We start from the raw sequence: 16,917 nt of genomic DNA, 5'->3' as shown, positions 1-16,917 counted from the left end.
CCGTCAGCGCAGCAGCACCTCGCGCAGCGCCGCATAGTCGGCAGCCAGCGGTTCCGCATGCGCGGGACGCTGCAGCAGCGCCGCCAGCGCCGGAGGCACCGGCACTGCTTCGCCGATCAATGGCTCCACCACCGCCTCGAACTTGGCCGGGTGCGCGGTTGCCACCACCGCCCAGTCGCCCTTCGCCCCGCCCGCGCGGAGGTCCTTCAGCACCTTCACTGCCGTCGCGGTATGCGGGCAGAACAGCTCGCCCCCGCTGGCGTGCGCACTGGCGATGGTGGCGCGGATGGTCACATCATCCACCGCGAAAGCACGGAAGGCTGCGCGCAGTTCGGCATCGTCGCCGTCGTACAGCCAGCGCAGGCGCTCGAAGTTGCTCGGCGCGCCCACATCCATCGCATTGGCAACCGTGGCGACACTGGCCTGTGGCTGATACGCGCCGCCCTCGAAGTACTTCGGCAGCACATCATTGGCATTGGTGGCCAGCACGATCTGGCCGATGGGAACCCCCAGCGTGCGTGCCAGCACCGCAGCCATCGCGTTGCCCAGGTTGCCGGTCGGCACCACCAGATTGAGCCGGCGCCGATGCTGCCCATGATGGACGAGTGCCGCATGCGCGTAGTAGCTCATCTGTGGCAGAAGACGCCCCAGGCTGATGCTGTTGGCCGAACTCAGCGGCACGTCCGCCTGCAACGCCCGATCGGCCAGCGCCTGCTTGACCATGGCTTGGCAGTCGTCGAACGAACCCGCCACGCGCAGCGCCTGGATGTTGTCGCCGAAGCAGCCGAGCTGGTGCGCCTGGCGCGGCGATACCCGGCCATCCGGATACAGCACCACCACGCGCACGCCCGGTTGGCGATGGAAGGCCGCCGCCACGGCGGCACCGGTATCACCGGACGTGGCAACGACGATCGTCAGGTCGCGTCCCTTGCCCGCCTGCAGCCTCGACAGCGCGCCTGCCAGGAAACGTGCGCCGATGTCCTTGAAGGCCGCAGTGGGACCATGGAACAGCTCGAGGACGTAGTCGCCACCGCCAAGCGGACGTAACGGCACCGGAAAATCGAACGCCTCACGGCAGATCGAAGGCAGCGCCTCCTGCAGCGCGTCGCCGTCGAAGAAGGGTGCCAGCAGATCGGCAGCGGTTTCGGCGAGGGTCTCGCCCTGCTGCACATGATGCGGCGCAGGCAAGGCGCTGGGCACATACAGCCCCCCATCGGGGGCGAGGCCGGCGGCGATGGCGGCACTCAGGCCGACGGCCGGCGACTGGCCGCGGGTGGAAACGAATTGCATGGGATCGGCATCCAGTGAGAGGAAAGAAGTCAGCACAGTCGTGCTCCCGCCGCGTCCAACGGAGAGACCCACGCGTCACTGTCGAAGCCCGCAGCCGCAAATGCCGCGCGGACCTGCCCTGCGGCAGCCTGCGCCTGCACCGCATCTTCGAACCAGGCGAACACGCTGGGACCGGCACCGGAAATACCCGCGCCCATTGCGCCCGCCGACAGCGCGGCGTCACGCGCTGCCTCGAATCCCGCGATCAGGCCGGCACGTCGTGGCTCGATCAGCACATCGCGCAAGCCTGCGCGCACCAGCGTGGCATCGCCGCGATGGCAGCCGCTGAGGACCAGGGCCAGATTCGCGCTCTGGGCGACAAACTCGCGCAGCGCGTAACTGCCCTGCAGCGCCTGCCGTGCCCTGCGCGTTTCCAGCACGGCATGCGGATGCACCAGCAGGCTGTGCCAGCACGCAGGCACCGGCACCGACACCACCCTGTCGGCGGTGCACAGCGCCAGCCCGCCCGCCAGCAAGGGTCCGACGTTGTCGCCATGGCGACCGCCGCTGGCCACCGCTTCGCCGTCGAGCGCGTGCGGATACAGGGCGGCGCGTGGCAGCGGCGCATCCAGCAGCGCGTTGGCTGCAACCAGTGCCGCGACGCAGGATGCTGCTGAGCCACCCATGCCGGAGCCGAACGGAATGCCCTTGTCGATCTCCAGCTCGAACCCGTAGCCCAGGCCCAGGCCCTCGCGCAGTGACAGCAGTGCCGCGCCAGCCGTGTTGCCCGCTGCCTCCAGTGGAAGCTCGACCGCACTGCCACGGATCGCCGCGATACGCACCACAGGCTCATCGATGCGGCGCACGCTGACCGTGTCGCCGATACCGGCGATGGCATGGCCCAGAATGTCGAACCCCACTGCCACATTGGCCACCGACGCCGGTGCGAATGCACGTGCGATCACAGGCGCGCCCCTTCACCGGCCGCCACCCGCAGCAGGTCGGCAAACACGCCTGCAGCCGTGACCTCCGGTCCCGCGCCGGGCCCCTGCACCACCAGCGGATTCTCACAGTAGCGGCGGGTGCGGAACTGCACCACGTTGTCGGTCAGGCGCAGGTTGGCGAACGCGTGTGCCGCCGGCAGCTCGTGCAGACCCACCGACGCGCCGTCCGCGTCAAGCCTGGCCACATAGCGCAGCACTGCGCCGCGCTCGCGCGCGTCCTGCAGGCGTTGCTGCAGTGATGCATCAGACTCGCCCAGGCGGGCCATGAAGTCCTCGACGCTGCCTTCGCGAAGCAGCGCCGGCACCAGGCTTTCCACCTGCACCTGTTCAAGACTGAGTGCGTGGCCGGCCTCGCGCGCCAGGATCACCAGCTTGCGCGCGACATCCACGCCCGACAGGTCATCGCGGGGATCCGGCTCGGTGTAGCCCATCGAACGCGCCTGCGCCACCAGCGAGGAGAACGGCTGGCTGCCGTCGAAGCGGTTGAACAGCCAGGCCAGCGTGCCGGAGAAAATGCCTTCGATGGCCAGCACCTCGTCGCCGGTATCGACCAGGTCGCGCAGCGTGGTGATCACCGGCAGGCCGGCGCCCACCGTCGCCTCATAGCGGAAGCGCGCGCCGCTGGCAGCCGCCGCCGCACGGATCCGCTGGTAGCGCGACAGCGGGCCGGCGCCTGCCTGTTTGTTCGGGGTGACCACATGGATGCCCGCGGCCAGCCAATCGGCATAGCGCTCGGCGACCTCGCTGCTGCCACTGCAGTCGATCACCACCGCATGCGGCAGGTGCGCGGCCAGCAGATGCTCGGTGAAGCGGTCGAGATCGCTGGCCTCACCGCCCGCCTGCAGCGCCTGCCGCCAGTCGGCATGCAGACCATCGGCCTCCAGCCGCATCCGCGAACGCGATGCCAGTGCACGCAGGCGCAGATCGACATTGGCCTTGGCCAGCAGCTGCGGGCGCGCCGCCAGCAACTGATCCAGCAGCGCGGCACCGACGTTGCCCGGCCCGATCACGCCCACCGCGAACGTCTGCGGCGACAACCAGAATCCGGCGTGGGCGGCGCGCAGCGCGCGCGTCGCGTCAGCGCTGTCCACGGCCACCGAGATGTTGCGCTCGGAGGAACCCTGGGCGATCGCCAGGATATTGACCTGCGCCCGGCCGAGCGCCTCGAACAGGCGCGCAGCCACACCGGGCTGGCCCGCCATGCCATCGCCCACCGCCGCCAGCACGCTGACCCCTTCGTGGACCTGCACGCGCTGCACCTGGCCGACCGACAGTTCATGGGCAAAGGCCTGCAGCAACGCCCCGCGGCCACGGCCCGCTTCGGCAGCCCGCACCACGCAGCAGATCGAGTGCTCCGAAGAACCCTGCGAGATCATCACCACCGACACCTGCGCCTGGCGCAACGCTGCGAATACGCGCTCGGCGGTGCCAGGCACGCCGATCAGGCCGGTCCCCTCGAGATTCAGCAGGGCCAGGTCGGGACTCAGCGTGAGCCCCTTCACCGGTCCGCGGGGCGAGCGCTCGGCGCTGATGCGCGTACCCGGATGGGTCGGCTGGAAGGTGTTGCGGATGAAGATCGGCAGCCCCAGCCGGATCGCCGGCGACATCGTCTGCGGGTGCACCACTTTCGCGCCGAAGTACGCCAGCTCGCAGGCTTCGTCGTAGCTCAGCGACTCCAGCTGCACCGCCTCCGGCACCAGTCGCGGGTCGGCCGACAGCACACCATCGACATCGGTCCAGATGTGCAGCTCGTCGGCATTGAACAGCGCGGCGAAGATCGCGCCGGAATAGTCACTGCCGTTGCGGCCAAGCGTGGTGATGCGGTCGTTGCGGTCCCGGGCGACGAACCCGGTGGCGACCACGCGTGATTGCGGATGCTGCAGGCGCCATTTCGCCAGACGGTCGGCGCTGGCTTCCCAGTCCACATCCACGCCCAGCTCGCCGTGGCCGACCACGAGCACGTCGCGTGCATCAAGAACGGCGCAGTCCTCGCCGCATGCGCGCAGGTACGTCCCCAGCAGCTGCGCGGAGAACACCTCTCCCAGGCCCTGCACGCGGTCGAGCACTTCACGCGGCAGCTCCCCGATTACGGTCAGCGCGGCCAGCACTTCGGACAGCTGCTCGAAACGCGCGTCGATCCACTCCACGGTGTCGCCCACCTGTTCGCCGAGCAGGGCCACCGCAGCCCCACGATGGCGGGCACGCAACGCATGCCAGGCCTCGCGCCACCCCTCGTCTCCCCGCGCCGCAAGCTGGGCCAGTTCAATCAACGCATCGGTGACGCCCTTCATGGCCGAGACAACGGTGACCTGCTGCGATTCGGGGCGGGCCCGCAGCAGGCTGCCGACATGGCGGTAGCGCTCGGCGTCGGCCACCGAAGTGCCGCCGAACTTGTGCACGACCGTGGACGGCGCGGCCAGCTCGGCCGGGGCAACAGGAGGGGGGAGAACGTGGGAAGACATGCAGACCTCGGCAGGAGGCCCCGTCGCATGCAGGTGTCGAGTTTCCCCGCCACCTGGATGGTGCGGGGCCGTGGTTTTCGGGAGTTACACGAAGACGACGGGCCGCACCAGGGCAGTGGTGACGGTGGTGGTGGTAATGGTGGTGATGGCGGCCGGTGCAGTCGGACGCCCCGCGATAGCGGGTGCAATCAGACTGACGGTGGCGGCATCAAGGACCATGACGGACAGAAAACACTGTTCAGCCCGCTGCTGTCAAGTGCTGCAGCGCAAAAACTCCCTGCGCCGATCATCTGCCAACGTGCCGTCATTTGGTTGCAACTGAGACAAAGCAGCGATCGTCGACTCTGAGATGGCCATTCAGCCGGCATGTTCGGCGATCGCGCGTGGCGCGCGGTGAGCGTGCGCGCACAGCATCACTCCCGCCACCAGGAACACGATCGCCAGTGCCTCCAGCACGGTTGGCCAGCGCTGCTGCCAGGCAAATGCGTACAGCAGCGCGAACAGGGTTTCGAACACGATCATCTGCCCGGTCAAAGTCAGCGGCAGCAGACGGCTGGCACGGTTCCAGAATGCGTTGCCCACGATCGACGCCACGACCGCGACACCTGCGCTGATGGCCCAGAATGCGCCCCATTGTGCGGCCGTATGGCTGCCGGCGGACCCGGCGAAGGCCATCGGTACCAGCAGCAGGGACAACCCGCCGGTGGTGACACCCGTCAGCAACGACCAGTCATGGCTGGACAGATCCGGGCGCCGCGCCAGCCAGCGGCTGTTGCCGATCGAGTACAACGCCCACGAGAACAGTGCGCCGAAGGCACACAGCAGGCCGATCAGGCGCTGCCGCCAGGGCGTCGCCAGGTGTTCGGACATCAGCGCCTCCCACCCGACCAGGGCCACGCCGAGCACGCACAGCGCCAAGGCGGGCAACAGCTGCTTCAGGGGCACCGCCCCCTGCTCGCGCACGCCCACCAGGGTCACCACGACCGGAATCAGGCCAACGATCAGCGAGGCCGCAGCGCCACCGGCCCACTGCACGGCCGTGGCCAGCAGCAGGAAGTACACCAGGTTGCCCGCCAGGCTCAGCCACAGCAGGCCGTACCATTCTGCGCGCCCCAGCCTCGGCGCCAGCCGCCTCCAGCGCGGCAGCAGCAGGATCACGGCGATGAGGCCATAGACCAGATAACGGCCGGCAGACAGCTGCAGGGCGTTGAACGTGTGCAGCACGGCGGGCGCCAGGAACACCACGCCCCACAGCGCGCCCGCGGCTACGCCATTGGCGATGCCCAGGACCATCGGATTGTTGCGCATTGCGGATTCTTCGGGGGAGAAGAGGCCGCGCAGTGTAGCCGCCCACCGGACGACCTCTCTTGACCCAGGCTATTGCTGTCCCGGCAGAGCCAGACGCACTCGGCGGCGTTCCCGCAGCGCCATGGATCAGAGGCTGCCCCGCCGCCAGGCCGCAGGGGTTACGCCGCTCTCCCGGCGCAGCGCTCGGGTCAATGCGCTCTGTTCGGAATACCCCGCGGCCAGCGCAATCTCGCTGATCGGCAGCGCACTGGTCCGCAGCTGGTGCTTGGCCCAGCGCAGGCGGCAGGCACTGACCCAGGCCTGCGGACTCAAGCCGAATTCGCGCTGGAACAACGCATGCAGCCGGCTTTCGCTGACGCCGACGAATGCCGCCATGCGCGCGACCGGCCAGGGCTGCCCCGGGTCGGCCTGTACCGCCGTGCACAGCCCCTGCATGCGCGCGCCACTGCCTGCCGGTGCAAACACCCTCAGCAAGGCAGGCAGCAGCAACGGCAGCGGCTGCCCCTGCCGCACCTCGGCCAGCCCCTGGCGCAGGGCCAGCGGCAGATGCAGCCACCGCTGCCTGCACAAGTGCTCCTGCGTGTCGTCGTCCAGAACATCCGGACCGCAATCAACGATCACGAAACCGTTCGGACCCTCCGCCATCTGGTCATGCGCCTCGCCGGCGGCCACGAATGCGCCCTGCAGAAGGTCCAGCCGGCCGCCCCGCCCTTCCAGCTCGAACTGCAGCTCGCCCTGCAGTGGCAGCACCCATTGCGCGTAGTCGTGGCGATCCAGGCCGGTGGCCTGGCCATAGTGCCGGAGGTGGAAAATGGCGCCCATTCGGCAAGTCTGCGCGCCTGACACCGGCGGTGCAATTGACTGCTATAGTCGGGCCGTCTATCCAGCAAGGAGTGCAGGTCATGGCATATCGACAGGTTTCCCTGGCTCTGGCCGCGAGCATCGGCCTGTCCCTTTCCGTCACCGCCAGCGGGCAGGAACGCCGGGCGCCGGCACCGCACTGCCTCGACGCCGTGGGCGTGCAGGAGGTGGAGCAGGCCTCGCCGCGCTCGATCGCCGTCCGTGCCGCTTCCGGCCAGGCCTACCGGATCGACTTCAGCCAAGACTGCCCGAACGTGCGTGCCGCCACCTCCCTGAAGCTGGAAGCGCCGGCAGGCTGGGCCTGCGGCCGCCCCAGCGAACGTGTTGTCGTGGACGGGCACAGCTGCGCGGTCAGCGCGGTCAGTCCAGTGCAGAACCGCGACTACGCCACTGTCGCCCGTGACAGTGACCGCCTGAGCACCGCGACCCTGCCTGCGGTGACCATCAGCGAGCGGCGCGAGCAGCGCCGCAGCTTCGGCGGATCGCCCGCCTACTGTTTTGCAACCCGCAACGTCCGTGCCTGGTCCTCCGATCAGCAGGGGCTGCTGGTGGAGACCAATCCACGCCGCAATGGCGGCCACCGCTACTACCGCGTCGAACTGGGCGGCAGTTGCCGCCAGCTGGACCGCGCGCCTCAGGTCAGCTTCCAGTCCGGGCTGCAGAACGGCCTGATCTGCGGCAATCCCGGCGATCGCATCCTCAGTGCCGAGTTCGAGCCCGGCGACGAGCGCGGCCTGGGGCCGCTGCCGCTGTACACCCGCGGCAGCTGCCAGATCCAGGCGGTCTACCCGGCCGCGACCCAGGCGTCGAACTAGCTCCCGACACCGAGGAAGGTGAACGGTGCGCTGGGAACGAAATGCTCCAGCGCATCGCCGGAGAAGGTGTTGCGCTGGTCCTTGCCCAGGTCCAGCTTGAGCACCTTGCCACCGAAGTCGATCCTGTTGAGGTCCACCCAGAACGTATTCGGCGTCATCGCGGACTCGAAGAAGTACAGGCGTCGCTTGTGGTCGGCCACGGTGCGCCAGCGCGTGGATGAGATGTTGGGCTCGCCCGGCGTGGTGATTCCGTACGGCACCGAGACATTGCGGATCACACTGAACACACTGGCCAGTGCCACCACGGGGTCTTCCGCCTTGGGAATCGCATTGATGTAGAACGACGCGCGTGCAAAACGGTCGGCCGATCGGTTGGTGCCCGGCAGCATCACCGTGCCGCCGATCTGCTGCCAGTAGCTGTTGAGCGCAAGCTGATGCTCGAAGATGGGCGAATTCGTCATCACCTGGTAGCGGCGATCATGATGGATGACCTGACGGCCACCGATGTATTCCACGATCGCGCTGTCGCCGCTGGCATCGGACAGAGAGAGATGCAGGGTCGCCTGCCGGTCCTCGCCGGGCACCTTGTCGGTGACGATGGAGTACGGCTCGCGCTGCAGCGCCGCCACGGCCTCTGCAACTGTCGCGAAATTATCCAGCACGTACTGCGCCCACAATGAAATGGCCAGGCCGGGCTTGCTGCCGCGCTGCTGCGGATACTCCGATTCCACCAGCCATAGCAGATTGGCGACCAGCCCCTTCTCATTCATGCCATCGGTGGTCGACACGTCGTAGCCGGTGGCCACCACGCTGCCGTACCGTGCAGTCCAGGCCAACGACTTCGGCCCGGCCTCGCCGGTCCGTGCAATTCCGCGCGGCAACACGTACAGGTTGGTCGCCACATCGACCTTCCAGTCCATCGACCGCGCCGTGATCACATCGCCGTTCTCACCCAGATAGACCGCACGTGTGCAGGCCAAGGCAGGCATTGCAGCGCCTGCCAGGGCCGCCACCAGCAGCGCGGCCCCTGTGTGCTTCATCATCCGTACCATGCTGCCCCCGTCCATGCCCTGGAGGTCCAATCTCAGCGCATGCAGGGTGAGACAGCGGTGAAGCCCGGCGCCCCTGCCGCGACTCAGCCGGCGTGGAGCGCCGGCTGCACGATGTCGGCGAGCAGGTCCACCGCCGTCGGCGCCGCGCGGTCGCCCTGCAGCGCACGGCTGAATCCGGCCCAGTCGCCCACCGTGAGTCCATGCAGCATGGACGCCTCCACCTGCAGGACACGCATCGCCCAATAGGGAAACTGGCGCTGGCCAAGCCTGCTGCGCGCCAGCTCGACGATGTCGACATGGCTGCCGGCCTGCAGGATGCGCTCATAAACCGAATCAATGCCATCCGGCGGCCCTTCGATGTACTGCAGGAAGCGCCCGCCATCATGCAGCAGCACCCCGGTCACGCCAGCCAGCTTGTTGAAACGGGCGGCGTCGTCCACCAGCGCCTTCAGGCGATCTGCGGAAAGATCCGGCAGCGCCTGGCTGACGTAGGCGATGGCTCGCAATGGCATAGCGCTTCCCTGGCAAGATATGCAGCCACGGTAGCAGTTGCGGATGAGCCCGTCATAAGGCTGCGCCCCGCTTGCTGAAGAATTCAGATTCAGGCCATGTCCGGTCCACCGCACCGCCGTGGCAGTGCCGCCTCCAGCACAACCTGCCCTGCGTCGTTGCGCGCGGTCAATCGACCGCCGTGAGCGCGCACGAACTGATCGACGATGTACAGCCCCAGGCCGAGGCCCTTGCTCTGGTGGAAGCTGGCCTTGAAGGGCTCGAACAGCCGCGGCAGCAGCGCCGCGTCGATGTGGCCGGCATTGCTGACCCGGAACACCACCCGCTGCGGGTCACGCCCGTCCAGTTGGACATGTGCTTCGCCGGCATGCGTCAGTGCGTTGCCGATCAGGTTCGATGCGACCTGCCCCAACCGGTCCATGTCGCCCTGCAGGACGGTATCGCCCTGCGCCTGGAAGCGGATCCGCTCGAGTCCGTGGGCACTGCCCGCCTCCGCAATGACCGCGCGGGCCAGGGCGTCGAGGTCGCAGGTCGTGGTCTGCAATCGCAGGCCGCCGCTGCGGATGCGCGAGAAGTCCAGCAGCTGCTCGACCATCCGTGCCATGCGCAGCGTGCTTGCTTCCAGGTGCTGCAATGTCTGCTGTGCAGCGGAATTGCCCGCAGGCAGTTCCAGGCTGAGCTTGTCCGCGCAGAGCAGGATGGCTGACAGCGGCGTCCGCAGGTCGTGGGTAAGCACCGCGGCCATGGTCTCGTTCAACTTCAGCGCGCGCTCCAGGGCTTCGTTGCGCACCTTCAGCAGCTGCCGCTGCTGGTACAGCTCGATGAACACATTGACCTTTCCGAGGATCACCTGCGGCGCCACCGGCTTGTGCAGGAAATCCACCGCGCCGGTCTCGTATCCCTTGAACGCGCGCACCGGATCATCCGGCGACGCGGTGAGGAAGATGATCGGCACGTCGCGGCTGCGCAGCGAGCCCCGCATCAGTTCCGCCAGCGTGAAGCCATCGATCTCGGGCATGTGCACATCCAGCAGCGCCAGCGCCACCTCGTGCTCAAGCAGCAGTTCGAGCGCCTGGGCGCCGGAGCTGGCCAGCAGCAGGTTGACGCCCTCGCGCTGCAGCAGTGCCTGCATCGCCACCAGGTTCTGTGCAACGTCATCGACGATCAACAGGTTGACCGGGGCCTGGGCCTGCGCAGGGTCCGGTGGCAACAGGTTCATGAAAACAACTCCTTCAAGCGGCGACACATCAGTTCAAGGGGCAGCACCGCATCGGCGCCGGCATGCTGCAGGGCCGAGGCCGGCATCATCGAAGCTTCGGCCTCTTCGGGGCATTGCAGCCAGGCGCGACCTCCCGCCTCGCGCACTGCCGCCACGCCTTCGGAGCCGTCACTGCTGGCGCCGGTCAGCAGCAGTGCCAGCACGCGCGGACCAAACACCGCCGCGGCCGATTCAAACAGGGGGTCGATGGCCGGACGCGAATACAGCACAGGGGGATCGATCGACAGGGCAACCGAGGATCGGTCTTCCACCAGCAGGTGATAGTCCGGCGGCGCAAACGTCACCGTACCGCGCTCTATCGGCTGCTTGTCCTCCGCCTCGCGCACCGGCACCGCGCAATGCGGCGCCAGCACCTCGACGATGCGGCTGTTGCGGTCACGGGGCACATGCAGAACCACCAGCACCGGCACCGACAGGCCCGCCGGCAGCGCCTGCACGATGGCCTGCAGGGCAGCGACCCCGCCAGCGGATGCACCGACCACTATCACCTCCGGCAGACCGGCGTCATTCATCAGGCGACCTTCCGGTACAGCCGATGTTCGCGCGAACACACGTCGAACGCGTCGTGATGGCAACCGAACTGCAGCGACTCCTTGCTGCCCAGGCCGAGGAAGCCACGATGCACGAGCGCTTCCCGGAACAACCCCACGGCCCGGTCCTGCAGGTCCCGGTTGAAATAGATCAGCACATTCCGGCACGACACCAGGTGCACCTCGGAGAACACCGTGTCCGTCGCCAGGCTGTGGTCGGCGAACATGATGTTGCGTCGCAGGTGACGGTCGAACACGGCCCCGTCATACGCCGTCGAATAGTAGTCCGACAACGACGCCCTGCCCCCCGCCGCCAGATAATTGCGGCTGAACTGGGCCAGGCGATCGATCGGGTATGCGCCGGCCTCGGCGGTCACCAGGGCCCCGGGATTGATATCGGTGGCATAGACGATGCTGCGCTCCAGCAGCCCTTCTTCGTGCAGCAGCACCGCCAACGACCACACCTCCTCGCCCGTGCTGCAGCCCGCCACCCACAGCTTCACCGAAGGATAGGTGCGCAGCACCGGCACCACCTGCTCGCGCAGGGTGCGGAAATATGCCGGGTCCCGGAACATTTCCGAGACCTGCACGGTGAAGAACTGCATCGCCTGAGTGAACAGCTCCGGCTCGTGGAGCAGGCGATGCTGCAGGTCCGACAGCTTCTCGCACTCGTAGCGCTGCATGGCCTGACGCATGCGCCGTCGCAGCGACGACACCGCGTAGCTGCGGAAGTCGTAGTGGTAGCGCTGATAGATCGCCTCCAGCAGCACCTTCAGCTCCAGGTCGAACAAGGCCTGCTCGTTCATTGACGCGAGCACCACACCCGGCACAACGAAACCAGCTTGTCGACATCGATCGGCTTGGCGATGTAGTCGTTGGCGCCGGCCTGCAGGCAACGCTCGCGGTCATCGGGCATGGCCTTTGCGGTCAACGCGATGATCGGGAGATCCTGCAGGTGGCGCTGCGCACGGATCTCGCGCATCGCCGTCAGACCATCCTTCTCCGGCATCATGATGTCCATCAGCACCAGGTCCACCTCGCGCTGCGCCAGCCGATCGACCGCCTCCTGGCCGTTGCGCGCGATCTCGAGGTTGACACCCAGCGGCTCGAGCACGCTCGACAGCGCGAAGATGTTGCGCACATCATCCTCGGCCAGCAGTACGGTGCGCCCATCAAGGATGGTGTCGCGCCGGCGCGCCTCGCGCAGCAGGCGCTGCTGATCGGTGGGCAGGCTCGCCTCCACGCTGTGCAGGAACAGGGTGACCTCGTCCAGCAGGCGCTCGGGAGAGCGCGCACCCTTGATGATGATGCTCTTGGAATAACGACGCAGCCGTTGTTCTTCCTCGCGGCTGAGCGCACGTCCGGTGTAGACGATCACCGGCGGGAAGCCGACGTCATCATTGCCGGCCATGTGTTCAAGCAGGTCGTAACCGCTGCCGTCCGGCAGGGAAAGATCCATCACCATGCAGTCGAACGTGACACTGCTGAGCTGCTCCAGCGCTGCGGCCAGTGTACCGACGGCGACGATCTGCAGTTGATCACGTCCCAGCAGCAGCTCCAGGTTGCGCCTCAGCTCGCTGTCATCCTCGACGATCAGCAGGCGCCTGACATCGCGTTGGCTGGTCTGCTCGAGCTGCTCGATGGCCGCCGCCAGCCGCTCGCGCGTGGTCGGCTTGATCGCATAGCCGATCGCGCCCAGCTCACGGGCCACCTGGCTGCGGTCCATCGCCGAGACCACGTGCACGGGGATGTGCCGCGTGTCCGGGTTGCGCTTCAGACGCTCCAGCACACTCAGACCTGACACGTCGGGCAGGCCGATGTCGAGCAGGATGCCGTTCGGCCGTAGTTCGGCAGCCAGCGCCAGCGCTTCCTCTGCCGTGCCGGCAACCACGCAGTCGAAGTCCAGTTCATGCGCCAGCACCACCAGCGCTTCGGCGAATGCCACGTCGTCCTCCACCGCGAGGATCAGGCGTCCCATGCGCTGGCGCCGGCCACGATCATCTGGAACGTGTGTGGCAGCTGCGGGCGGGGGCGCAGGCGCAGTGGGCGCCATCTGTGCAACCACCGGACGCGCTGCCGGAGTGGCCACGCGCGCGGGCTCCGCTCCCGGCTCCGGCGCGGACACGGGGGCGCCCTGCAGCGGAAGCTCCAGCACGAAGCAGCTGCCACGCCCCGGTTCGCTGTCCACCTGGATTTCGCCGCCCATGCGGGCAGCCAGGTCGCGCGAGATCGACAGGCCCAACCCGGTGCCGCCATAGCGCCGGCGGGTACTGCCATCAGCCTGGCGGAAAGCCTCGAAGATCACCTGCAACTGCTCGCGCGCGATGCCGATGCCCGTATCACAGACCTCGAAGCGGATGCGGCCACTGCCGCCGGGACGCACGTGCAGGCTGACCTTGCCGTGCTCGGTGAACTTCAGTGCATTGGCCAGAAGGTTCTTCAGAATCTGCTGCAGGCGCTGGCTGTCCACCACCAGCTGACCCGGCGCCAGCGCATCGGCGCTGATCTCCAGGGCAAGCCCCTTCTGCCGCGCGATCGGATCGAAGGTCTCGCGCAGCCGCTGCAGCGCGCTGTCGACCGCGACCACTTCATCGCTCAGTTCGACATGCCCGGCTTCGATGCGCGACAGGTCGAGAATGTCATTGATCAGCGCCAGCAGATCGTTGTTCGACGACAGGATTGCCCGTGCGTACTTCACCTGCTCTTCGGTGAGCGTACCATCCTTGTTGTCGGCCAGCAGCTTGGCCAGGATCAACGAGCTGTTCAGCGGCGTACGCAGCTCGTGCGACATGTTGGCCAGGAACTCGGACTTGTAGCGCGACGTCGCCGCCAGCTCGTTGCTATTGCGCACCAGCTGGCTCTGCGCAACCAGCAGGGCCTGCTTCTGCGCCTCCAGCTCGTGCGTGCGCTCCTCAAGCTGTACGTTGCTCTGCTCCAGTTCGGCCTGCTGCTGTTCCAGATGGGTCTGCGACTGCAGCAGGCTGCGGCTCTGCTCTTCCAGCTCCTCGTTGGCCACGCGCAGTTCTTCCTGCTGGGCCTGCAGCTCCTCTCCCTGGCGCTGCGACTCCTCCAGCAGCACGACCAGCTGCGCGCGCAGCAGCGACGCCCGCAGGGCCATGCCGATGGTGTCGCCACAGCGCTCCAGCAGTTCGCGGTCCAGATCACGCTGTTCGCCGACGCTGGATCGACCCAGCTCGACGATGCCGACCACGGCACCGTCACTGGTGATCGGTGCAAGGATCCGCTCACGCACCGGAACCCGCCCCAGGCTGCTCTGGAGTTCAAGTACCGAGGCCTCATCGCCCTGCAGGTGGCGGGTGCGCAGGTCGCGCGCGACCTGTCCGGCCAGCCCCTCCTGCAGTGCCAGCGACGCCGGCATGCCGGCCGGCAACGCCAGTCCGCCCGTCAATTGCAGGCGGCCGCCCTCAAGCCGGTACACGGCGCCGACATCGGCCTGCAGCTGCGAGGCCAGGCTGGTCGCCGCCGCCTCGGCGATCTGCTCCGGCCCCAGGTCTCCCCGCAGGCTCATGGCCACGGCGTTCTCCGCCTCCTGCAGCCACAGGGCGCGCATGGCCTGCCGGCGCGCCTGGATGGCGCGGGACACGATCAGCGCGATCATCAGGAAGGCCGCACCGCCGATGGTGCGATTCACCAGCGAGAACGCCGAATTCGTGCTTGCCGGGGCAATGTGATAGCCCACCATCAGCAGCGCGCAGGCCAGCACCGCGACCACGAACGGTGCGCGTGCACTCCGCTGGAACACCGTCACGCCAACGGCCAGGAAGTAGGCCAGCCACACCGCATAACCCAGAGGCACGACAAGTTCCAACGCGATGGTTGCGGCCAGCAATGCGGCGGCAGTCATCCATATCCAGCGGTCGCGCGAGGTTGCACCGGGACGCATACGGGGCGATTCCAGAAGGCAAAGAAGTGCGTGATGGTACCCCGTGTCGTATTCAGCCGCATACGACCAATGGCACGGGCAATCCCTGCACACATCCTTCACACTGCAGTGCCTAGCTTTCCGGCCCTCACAGGGGTAATGCTCATTTCCACGTGGACGCACCCGCTTCTACGAGGTCCGCTCTGACGGACACTTCCCAACAGCTGCGCCTGCTGATAGACAGCGTGCGGGACCATGCGCTGTATCTGCTCGATCCCGAGGGCATCGTCTGCAGCTGGAACCCCGGGGCCGAACGCATCAAGGGGTATGCAGCCGACGAGGTCATCGGCACCCACTTCGGACGCTTCTACCTGCCTGCAGACCGCGACGCCGGCGAGCCGCAGCGCCTGCTCCGGCTGGCCGCGCTGCAGGGTCATTGCTCCGCCGAAGGCTGGCGCGTCCGGCGCGACGGTGCCTCGTTCCGCGCCAGCATCGTGATCGAGCCGGTCCTGGAGAACGGCGAGCTGCTCGGCTACGTCAAGATCACCCGCGACATCACCGAACAATGGCAGGCGCAGCGCCTGCTGCGTGACGCACAGCGTGCACTCCGGCAGACCCAGCAGTTCGAGACGGTCGGCCGGCTGAGTCGTGGGCTCTCGCATGAATTCAATAATCTGTTGACCACCATCGGCAACGCACTGGATCTGCTGGCGCTGCGCGTGGGCAGTGATCCGCGGGCCCACGAACTGCTTTCCACTGCACAGACGGCGACCGACCGCGGCGCATTGTTGACCCGCCAGTTGCTTGCCTTCAGCACCGGGCAGACCCTGATCCGTGAACCGGTGGACGTCAACGAACTGATCGTCGAGTCCTTGCCGGGCCTGCGGCGCGCGCATGCCTCGGGTACACTGCTGGGCACGGAACTGGCTCACGATCTGCCGCCGGTCTGCACCGACGCGCTGCAGCTGCAGACCGCCCTGGCGAACCTGGTCGCGAACGCTGTCGAAGCCACGGCCGATGGCGGCCACGTGCTGATCGCCACCGCACTGGAGCATCGCCTTGATCCGGATGGAGAGGCTGGCCAGCAGCGCCGATACGTGACGGTGAGCGTGCGTGACCAGGGGCGTGGCATGCCCGTCGATGTGGCGGAACGCGCGACAGAGCCTTTCTTCACCACCAAGGACATCGGCAAAGGCAGCGGACTGGGCCTGAGCCAGGTGTTCGGATTCACCACCCAGAGCGGCGGCTTCGTCGATGTCTCCACCACGCCAGGCGTCGGCACCACAGTCAGCCTGCTGTTACCCGCACTAGAGGAACCCGCCCCATGACCGATGATCCGATCCGCGTGCTGATGGTGGAGGACCAGACCGACCTGCGCGAAATGATAGGGCTGGCCCTGCGCGATTTCGGCATCGACGTGGCGACCACGGCCGACGGTCATGAAGCAGTGGCCCTGCTGCGCGGCGATACCCGCTTCGACGTGGTGTTCAGCGACGTCAGCATGCCCAATGGCATGTCCGGCATTGAACTGAGCGAACACGTCGCGCGCGACCAGCCGCACGCCCGCATGATCCTCTCTTCCGGCTATGCGCGTTCGCAGCTGCCCCCCCTGCCCGAACAGGTCGAATTCCTGCCCAAACCCTATCGACTGCGGCAACTGGTGGAGCTGCTCAGGCAGGACTGAGCCTCGCCAAGTGCGTCAGGGGAGTTTTTCCCTGTCCGCACGCCTGCTGCGGCCCCTGCGCCGACGGTGAACCCGGCTGCAGATTTCAAGAATTCCGAGCACGCAGGCGAACACCGCGGCCACTTTGCCAAGGGCGATCAGCAGGTGCATGGCGACTCCCGTCTGGACCGAAGGCGTGCAGGTGGCCGGGTACCCCGCCCGGCATTGGGGGCCACTGTAGGCCCGGCAAACCCATGCAGCCCGCAGACTGCTATGCGTTT

At 67.4% G+C, this 16,917-nt stretch carries 15 protein-coding genes; 3 read left to right on the top strand and 12 right to left on the bottom strand.

Annotated elements, in window-relative coordinates:
• Nucleotides 1–3: 3 nt before the first annotated feature.
• From thrC to ACZLIF_RS09360, 5 genes are all read right to left on the bottom strand, one after another.
• The gene (thrC, locus tag ACZLIF_RS09380) at nucleotides 4–1,290 is read right to left on the bottom strand and encodes a threonine synthase (protein WP_065182706.1); all 1,287 of its coding nucleotides are present in this window, start codon (nucleotides 1,288–1,290) and stop codon (nucleotides 4–6) included.
• A 29-nt stretch (nucleotides 1,291–1,319) separates the two neighbouring features.
• On the bottom strand, nucleotides 1,320–2,234 hold the full coding sequence (locus tag ACZLIF_RS09375; protein ID WP_065175578.1) for a homoserine kinase: 915 nt from the start codon (nucleotides 2,232–2,234) through the stop codon (nucleotides 1,320–1,322).
• Nucleotides 2,231–4,735: a bifunctional aspartate kinase/homoserine dehydrogenase I gene (gene thrA, locus ACZLIF_RS09370; RefSeq protein ID WP_128988650.1), complete on the bottom strand. Its 2,505-nt coding sequence runs from the start codon at nucleotides 4,733–4,735 to the stop codon at nucleotides 2,231–2,233. The genes ACZLIF_RS09375 and thrA overlap by 4 nt, the downstream gene beginning before the upstream one ends.
• A 357-nt stretch (nucleotides 4,736–5,092) precedes the next feature.
• Nucleotides 5,093–6,043 carry a DMT family transporter gene (locus ACZLIF_RS09365; RefSeq protein WP_128988648.1) on the bottom strand — a complete coding sequence of 317 codons (951 nt, stop codon included), beginning with the start codon at nucleotides 6,041–6,043 and terminating at the stop codon, nucleotides 5,093–5,095.
• 126 nt (nucleotides 6,044–6,169) lie between these two features.
• Nucleotides 6,170–6,865, bottom strand: a complete 696-nt coding sequence (locus tag ACZLIF_RS09360) for a helix-turn-helix transcriptional regulator (protein ID WP_053516737.1) — start codon at nucleotides 6,863–6,865, stop codon at nucleotides 6,170–6,172.
• An 80-nt stretch (nucleotides 6,866–6,945) separates the two neighbouring features.
• On the opposite strand from ACZLIF_RS09360, the gene ACZLIF_RS09355 reads away from it, so the two are divergent.
• Nucleotides 6,946–7,719, top strand: coding sequence for a DUF6491 family protein (locus tag ACZLIF_RS09355; RefSeq protein WP_128988646.1), 774 nt, complete (start codon nucleotides 6,946–6,948; stop codon nucleotides 7,717–7,719).
• On the opposite strand, the gene ACZLIF_RS09350 is transcribed toward ACZLIF_RS09355, so the two are convergent.
• The 6 genes from ACZLIF_RS09350 to ACZLIF_RS09325 form a co-directional block, all read right to left on the bottom strand.
• Nucleotides 7,716–8,771, bottom strand: a complete 1,056-nt coding sequence (locus tag ACZLIF_RS09350; protein ID WP_128988684.1) for a linear amide C-N hydrolase — start codon at nucleotides 8,769–8,771, stop codon at nucleotides 7,716–7,718. The genes ACZLIF_RS09355 and ACZLIF_RS09350 overlap by 4 nt on opposite strands.
• 83 nt (nucleotides 8,772–8,854) lie before the next feature.
• On the bottom strand, nucleotides 8,855–9,283 hold the full coding sequence (locus ACZLIF_RS09345) for a BLUF domain-containing protein (RefSeq protein WP_128988643.1): 429 nt from the start codon (nucleotides 9,281–9,283) through the stop codon (nucleotides 8,855–8,857).
• An 89-nt stretch (nucleotides 9,284–9,372) separates the two neighbouring features.
• The gene (locus ACZLIF_RS09340) at nucleotides 9,373–10,500 is read right to left on the bottom strand and encodes a hybrid sensor histidine kinase/response regulator (protein ID WP_065175573.1); all 1,128 of its coding nucleotides are present in this window, start codon (nucleotides 10,498–10,500) and stop codon (nucleotides 9,373–9,375) included.
• A complete protein-coding gene (locus ACZLIF_RS09335) occupies nucleotides 10,497–11,072 on the bottom strand; it encodes a chemotaxis protein CheB (protein ID WP_128988641.1) in 576 nt (191 codons plus the stop codon). Before ACZLIF_RS09335 ends, ACZLIF_RS09340 begins: the two co-directional genes overlap by 4 nt.
• Nucleotides 11,072–11,896, bottom strand: coding sequence for a CheR family methyltransferase (locus ACZLIF_RS09330; protein ID WP_065175572.1), 825 nt, complete (start codon nucleotides 11,894–11,896; stop codon nucleotides 11,072–11,074). The genes ACZLIF_RS09335 and ACZLIF_RS09330 overlap by 1 nt, the downstream gene beginning before the upstream one ends.
• The gene (locus ACZLIF_RS09325) at nucleotides 11,893–14,994 is read right to left on the bottom strand and encodes a response regulator (protein ID WP_128988639.1); all 3,102 of its coding nucleotides are present in this window, start codon (nucleotides 14,992–14,994) and stop codon (nucleotides 11,893–11,895) included. Before ACZLIF_RS09325 ends, ACZLIF_RS09330 begins: the two co-directional genes overlap by 4 nt.
• Nucleotides 14,995–15,146: 152 nt before the next feature.
• Here ACZLIF_RS09325 and ACZLIF_RS09320 point away from each other — a divergent pair, with 152 nt between their 5' ends.
• Entirely contained in the window at nucleotides 15,147–16,301 is a 1,155-nt protein-coding gene (locus ACZLIF_RS09320) for a two-component system sensor histidine kinase NtrB (protein WP_128988637.1), read from the top strand.
• Complete coding sequence (locus ACZLIF_RS09315) at nucleotides 16,298–16,657, top strand: response regulator (protein WP_053516753.1); 360 nt, start codon at nucleotides 16,298–16,300, stop codon at nucleotides 16,655–16,657. Before ACZLIF_RS09320 ends, ACZLIF_RS09315 begins: the two co-directional genes overlap by 4 nt.
• A 15-nt stretch (nucleotides 16,658–16,672) precedes the next feature.
• On the opposite strand, the gene ACZLIF_RS09310 is transcribed toward ACZLIF_RS09315, so the two are convergent.
• A complete protein-coding gene (locus tag ACZLIF_RS09310) occupies nucleotides 16,673–16,807 on the bottom strand; it encodes a hypothetical protein (protein ID WP_258012811.1) in 135 nt (44 codons plus the stop codon).
• Nucleotides 16,808–16,917: the final 110 nt, after the last annotated feature.

The organism is Stenotrophomonas sp. 2201_Sma, assembly GCF_056486685.1.
This window is presented reverse-complemented; position numbering and strand designations above follow the sequence as displayed.

Coding starts and splice junctions, on each gene's coding strand:
- ACZLIF_RS09345 (WP_128988643.1), bottom strand. CDS start 9,283: ATGCCATTGCGAGCCATCGCCTACGTCAGCCAGGCGCTGCCGGATCTT.
- ACZLIF_RS09315 (WP_053516753.1), top strand. CDS start 16,298: ATGACCGATGATCCGATCCGCGTGCTGATGGTGGAGGACCAGACCGAC.
- ACZLIF_RS09355 (WP_128988646.1), top strand. CDS start 6,946: ATGGCATATCGACAGGTTTCCCTGGCTCTGGCCGCGAGCATCGGCCTG.
- ACZLIF_RS09340 (WP_065175573.1), bottom strand. CDS start 10,500: ATGAACCTGTTGCCACCGGACCCTGCGCAGGCCCAGGCCCCGGTCAAC.
- ACZLIF_RS09330 (WP_065175572.1), bottom strand. CDS start 11,896: ATGAACGAGCAGGCCTTGTTCGACCTGGAGCTGAAGGTGCTGCTGGAG.
- ACZLIF_RS09350 (WP_128988684.1), bottom strand. CDS start 8,771: ATGGTACGGATGATGAAGCACACAGGGGCCGCGCTGCTGGTGGCGGCC.
- ACZLIF_RS09310 (WP_258012811.1), bottom strand. CDS start 16,807: ATGCACCTGCTGATCGCCCTTGGCAAAGTGGCCGCGGTGTTCGCCTGC.
- ACZLIF_RS09360 (WP_053516737.1), bottom strand. CDS start 6,865: ATGGGCGCCATTTTCCACCTCCGGCACTATGGCCAGGCCACCGGCCTG.
- ACZLIF_RS09335 (WP_128988641.1), bottom strand. CDS start 11,072: ATGAATGACGCCGGTCTGCCGGAGGTGATAGTGGTCGGTGCATCCGCT.
- ACZLIF_RS09325 (WP_128988639.1), bottom strand. CDS start 14,994: ATGCGTCCCGGTGCAACCTCGCGCGACCGCTGGATATGGATGACTGCC.
- ACZLIF_RS09365 (WP_128988648.1), bottom strand. CDS start 6,043: ATGCGCAACAATCCGATGGTCCTGGGCATCGCCAATGGCGTAGCCGCG.
- thrA (WP_128988650.1), bottom strand. CDS start 4,735: ATGTCTTCCCACGTTCTCCCCCCTCCTGTTGCCCCGGCCGAGCTGGCC.
- thrC (WP_065182706.1), bottom strand. CDS start 1,290: ATGCAATTCGTTTCCACCCGCGGCCAGTCGCCGGCCGTCGGCCTGAGT.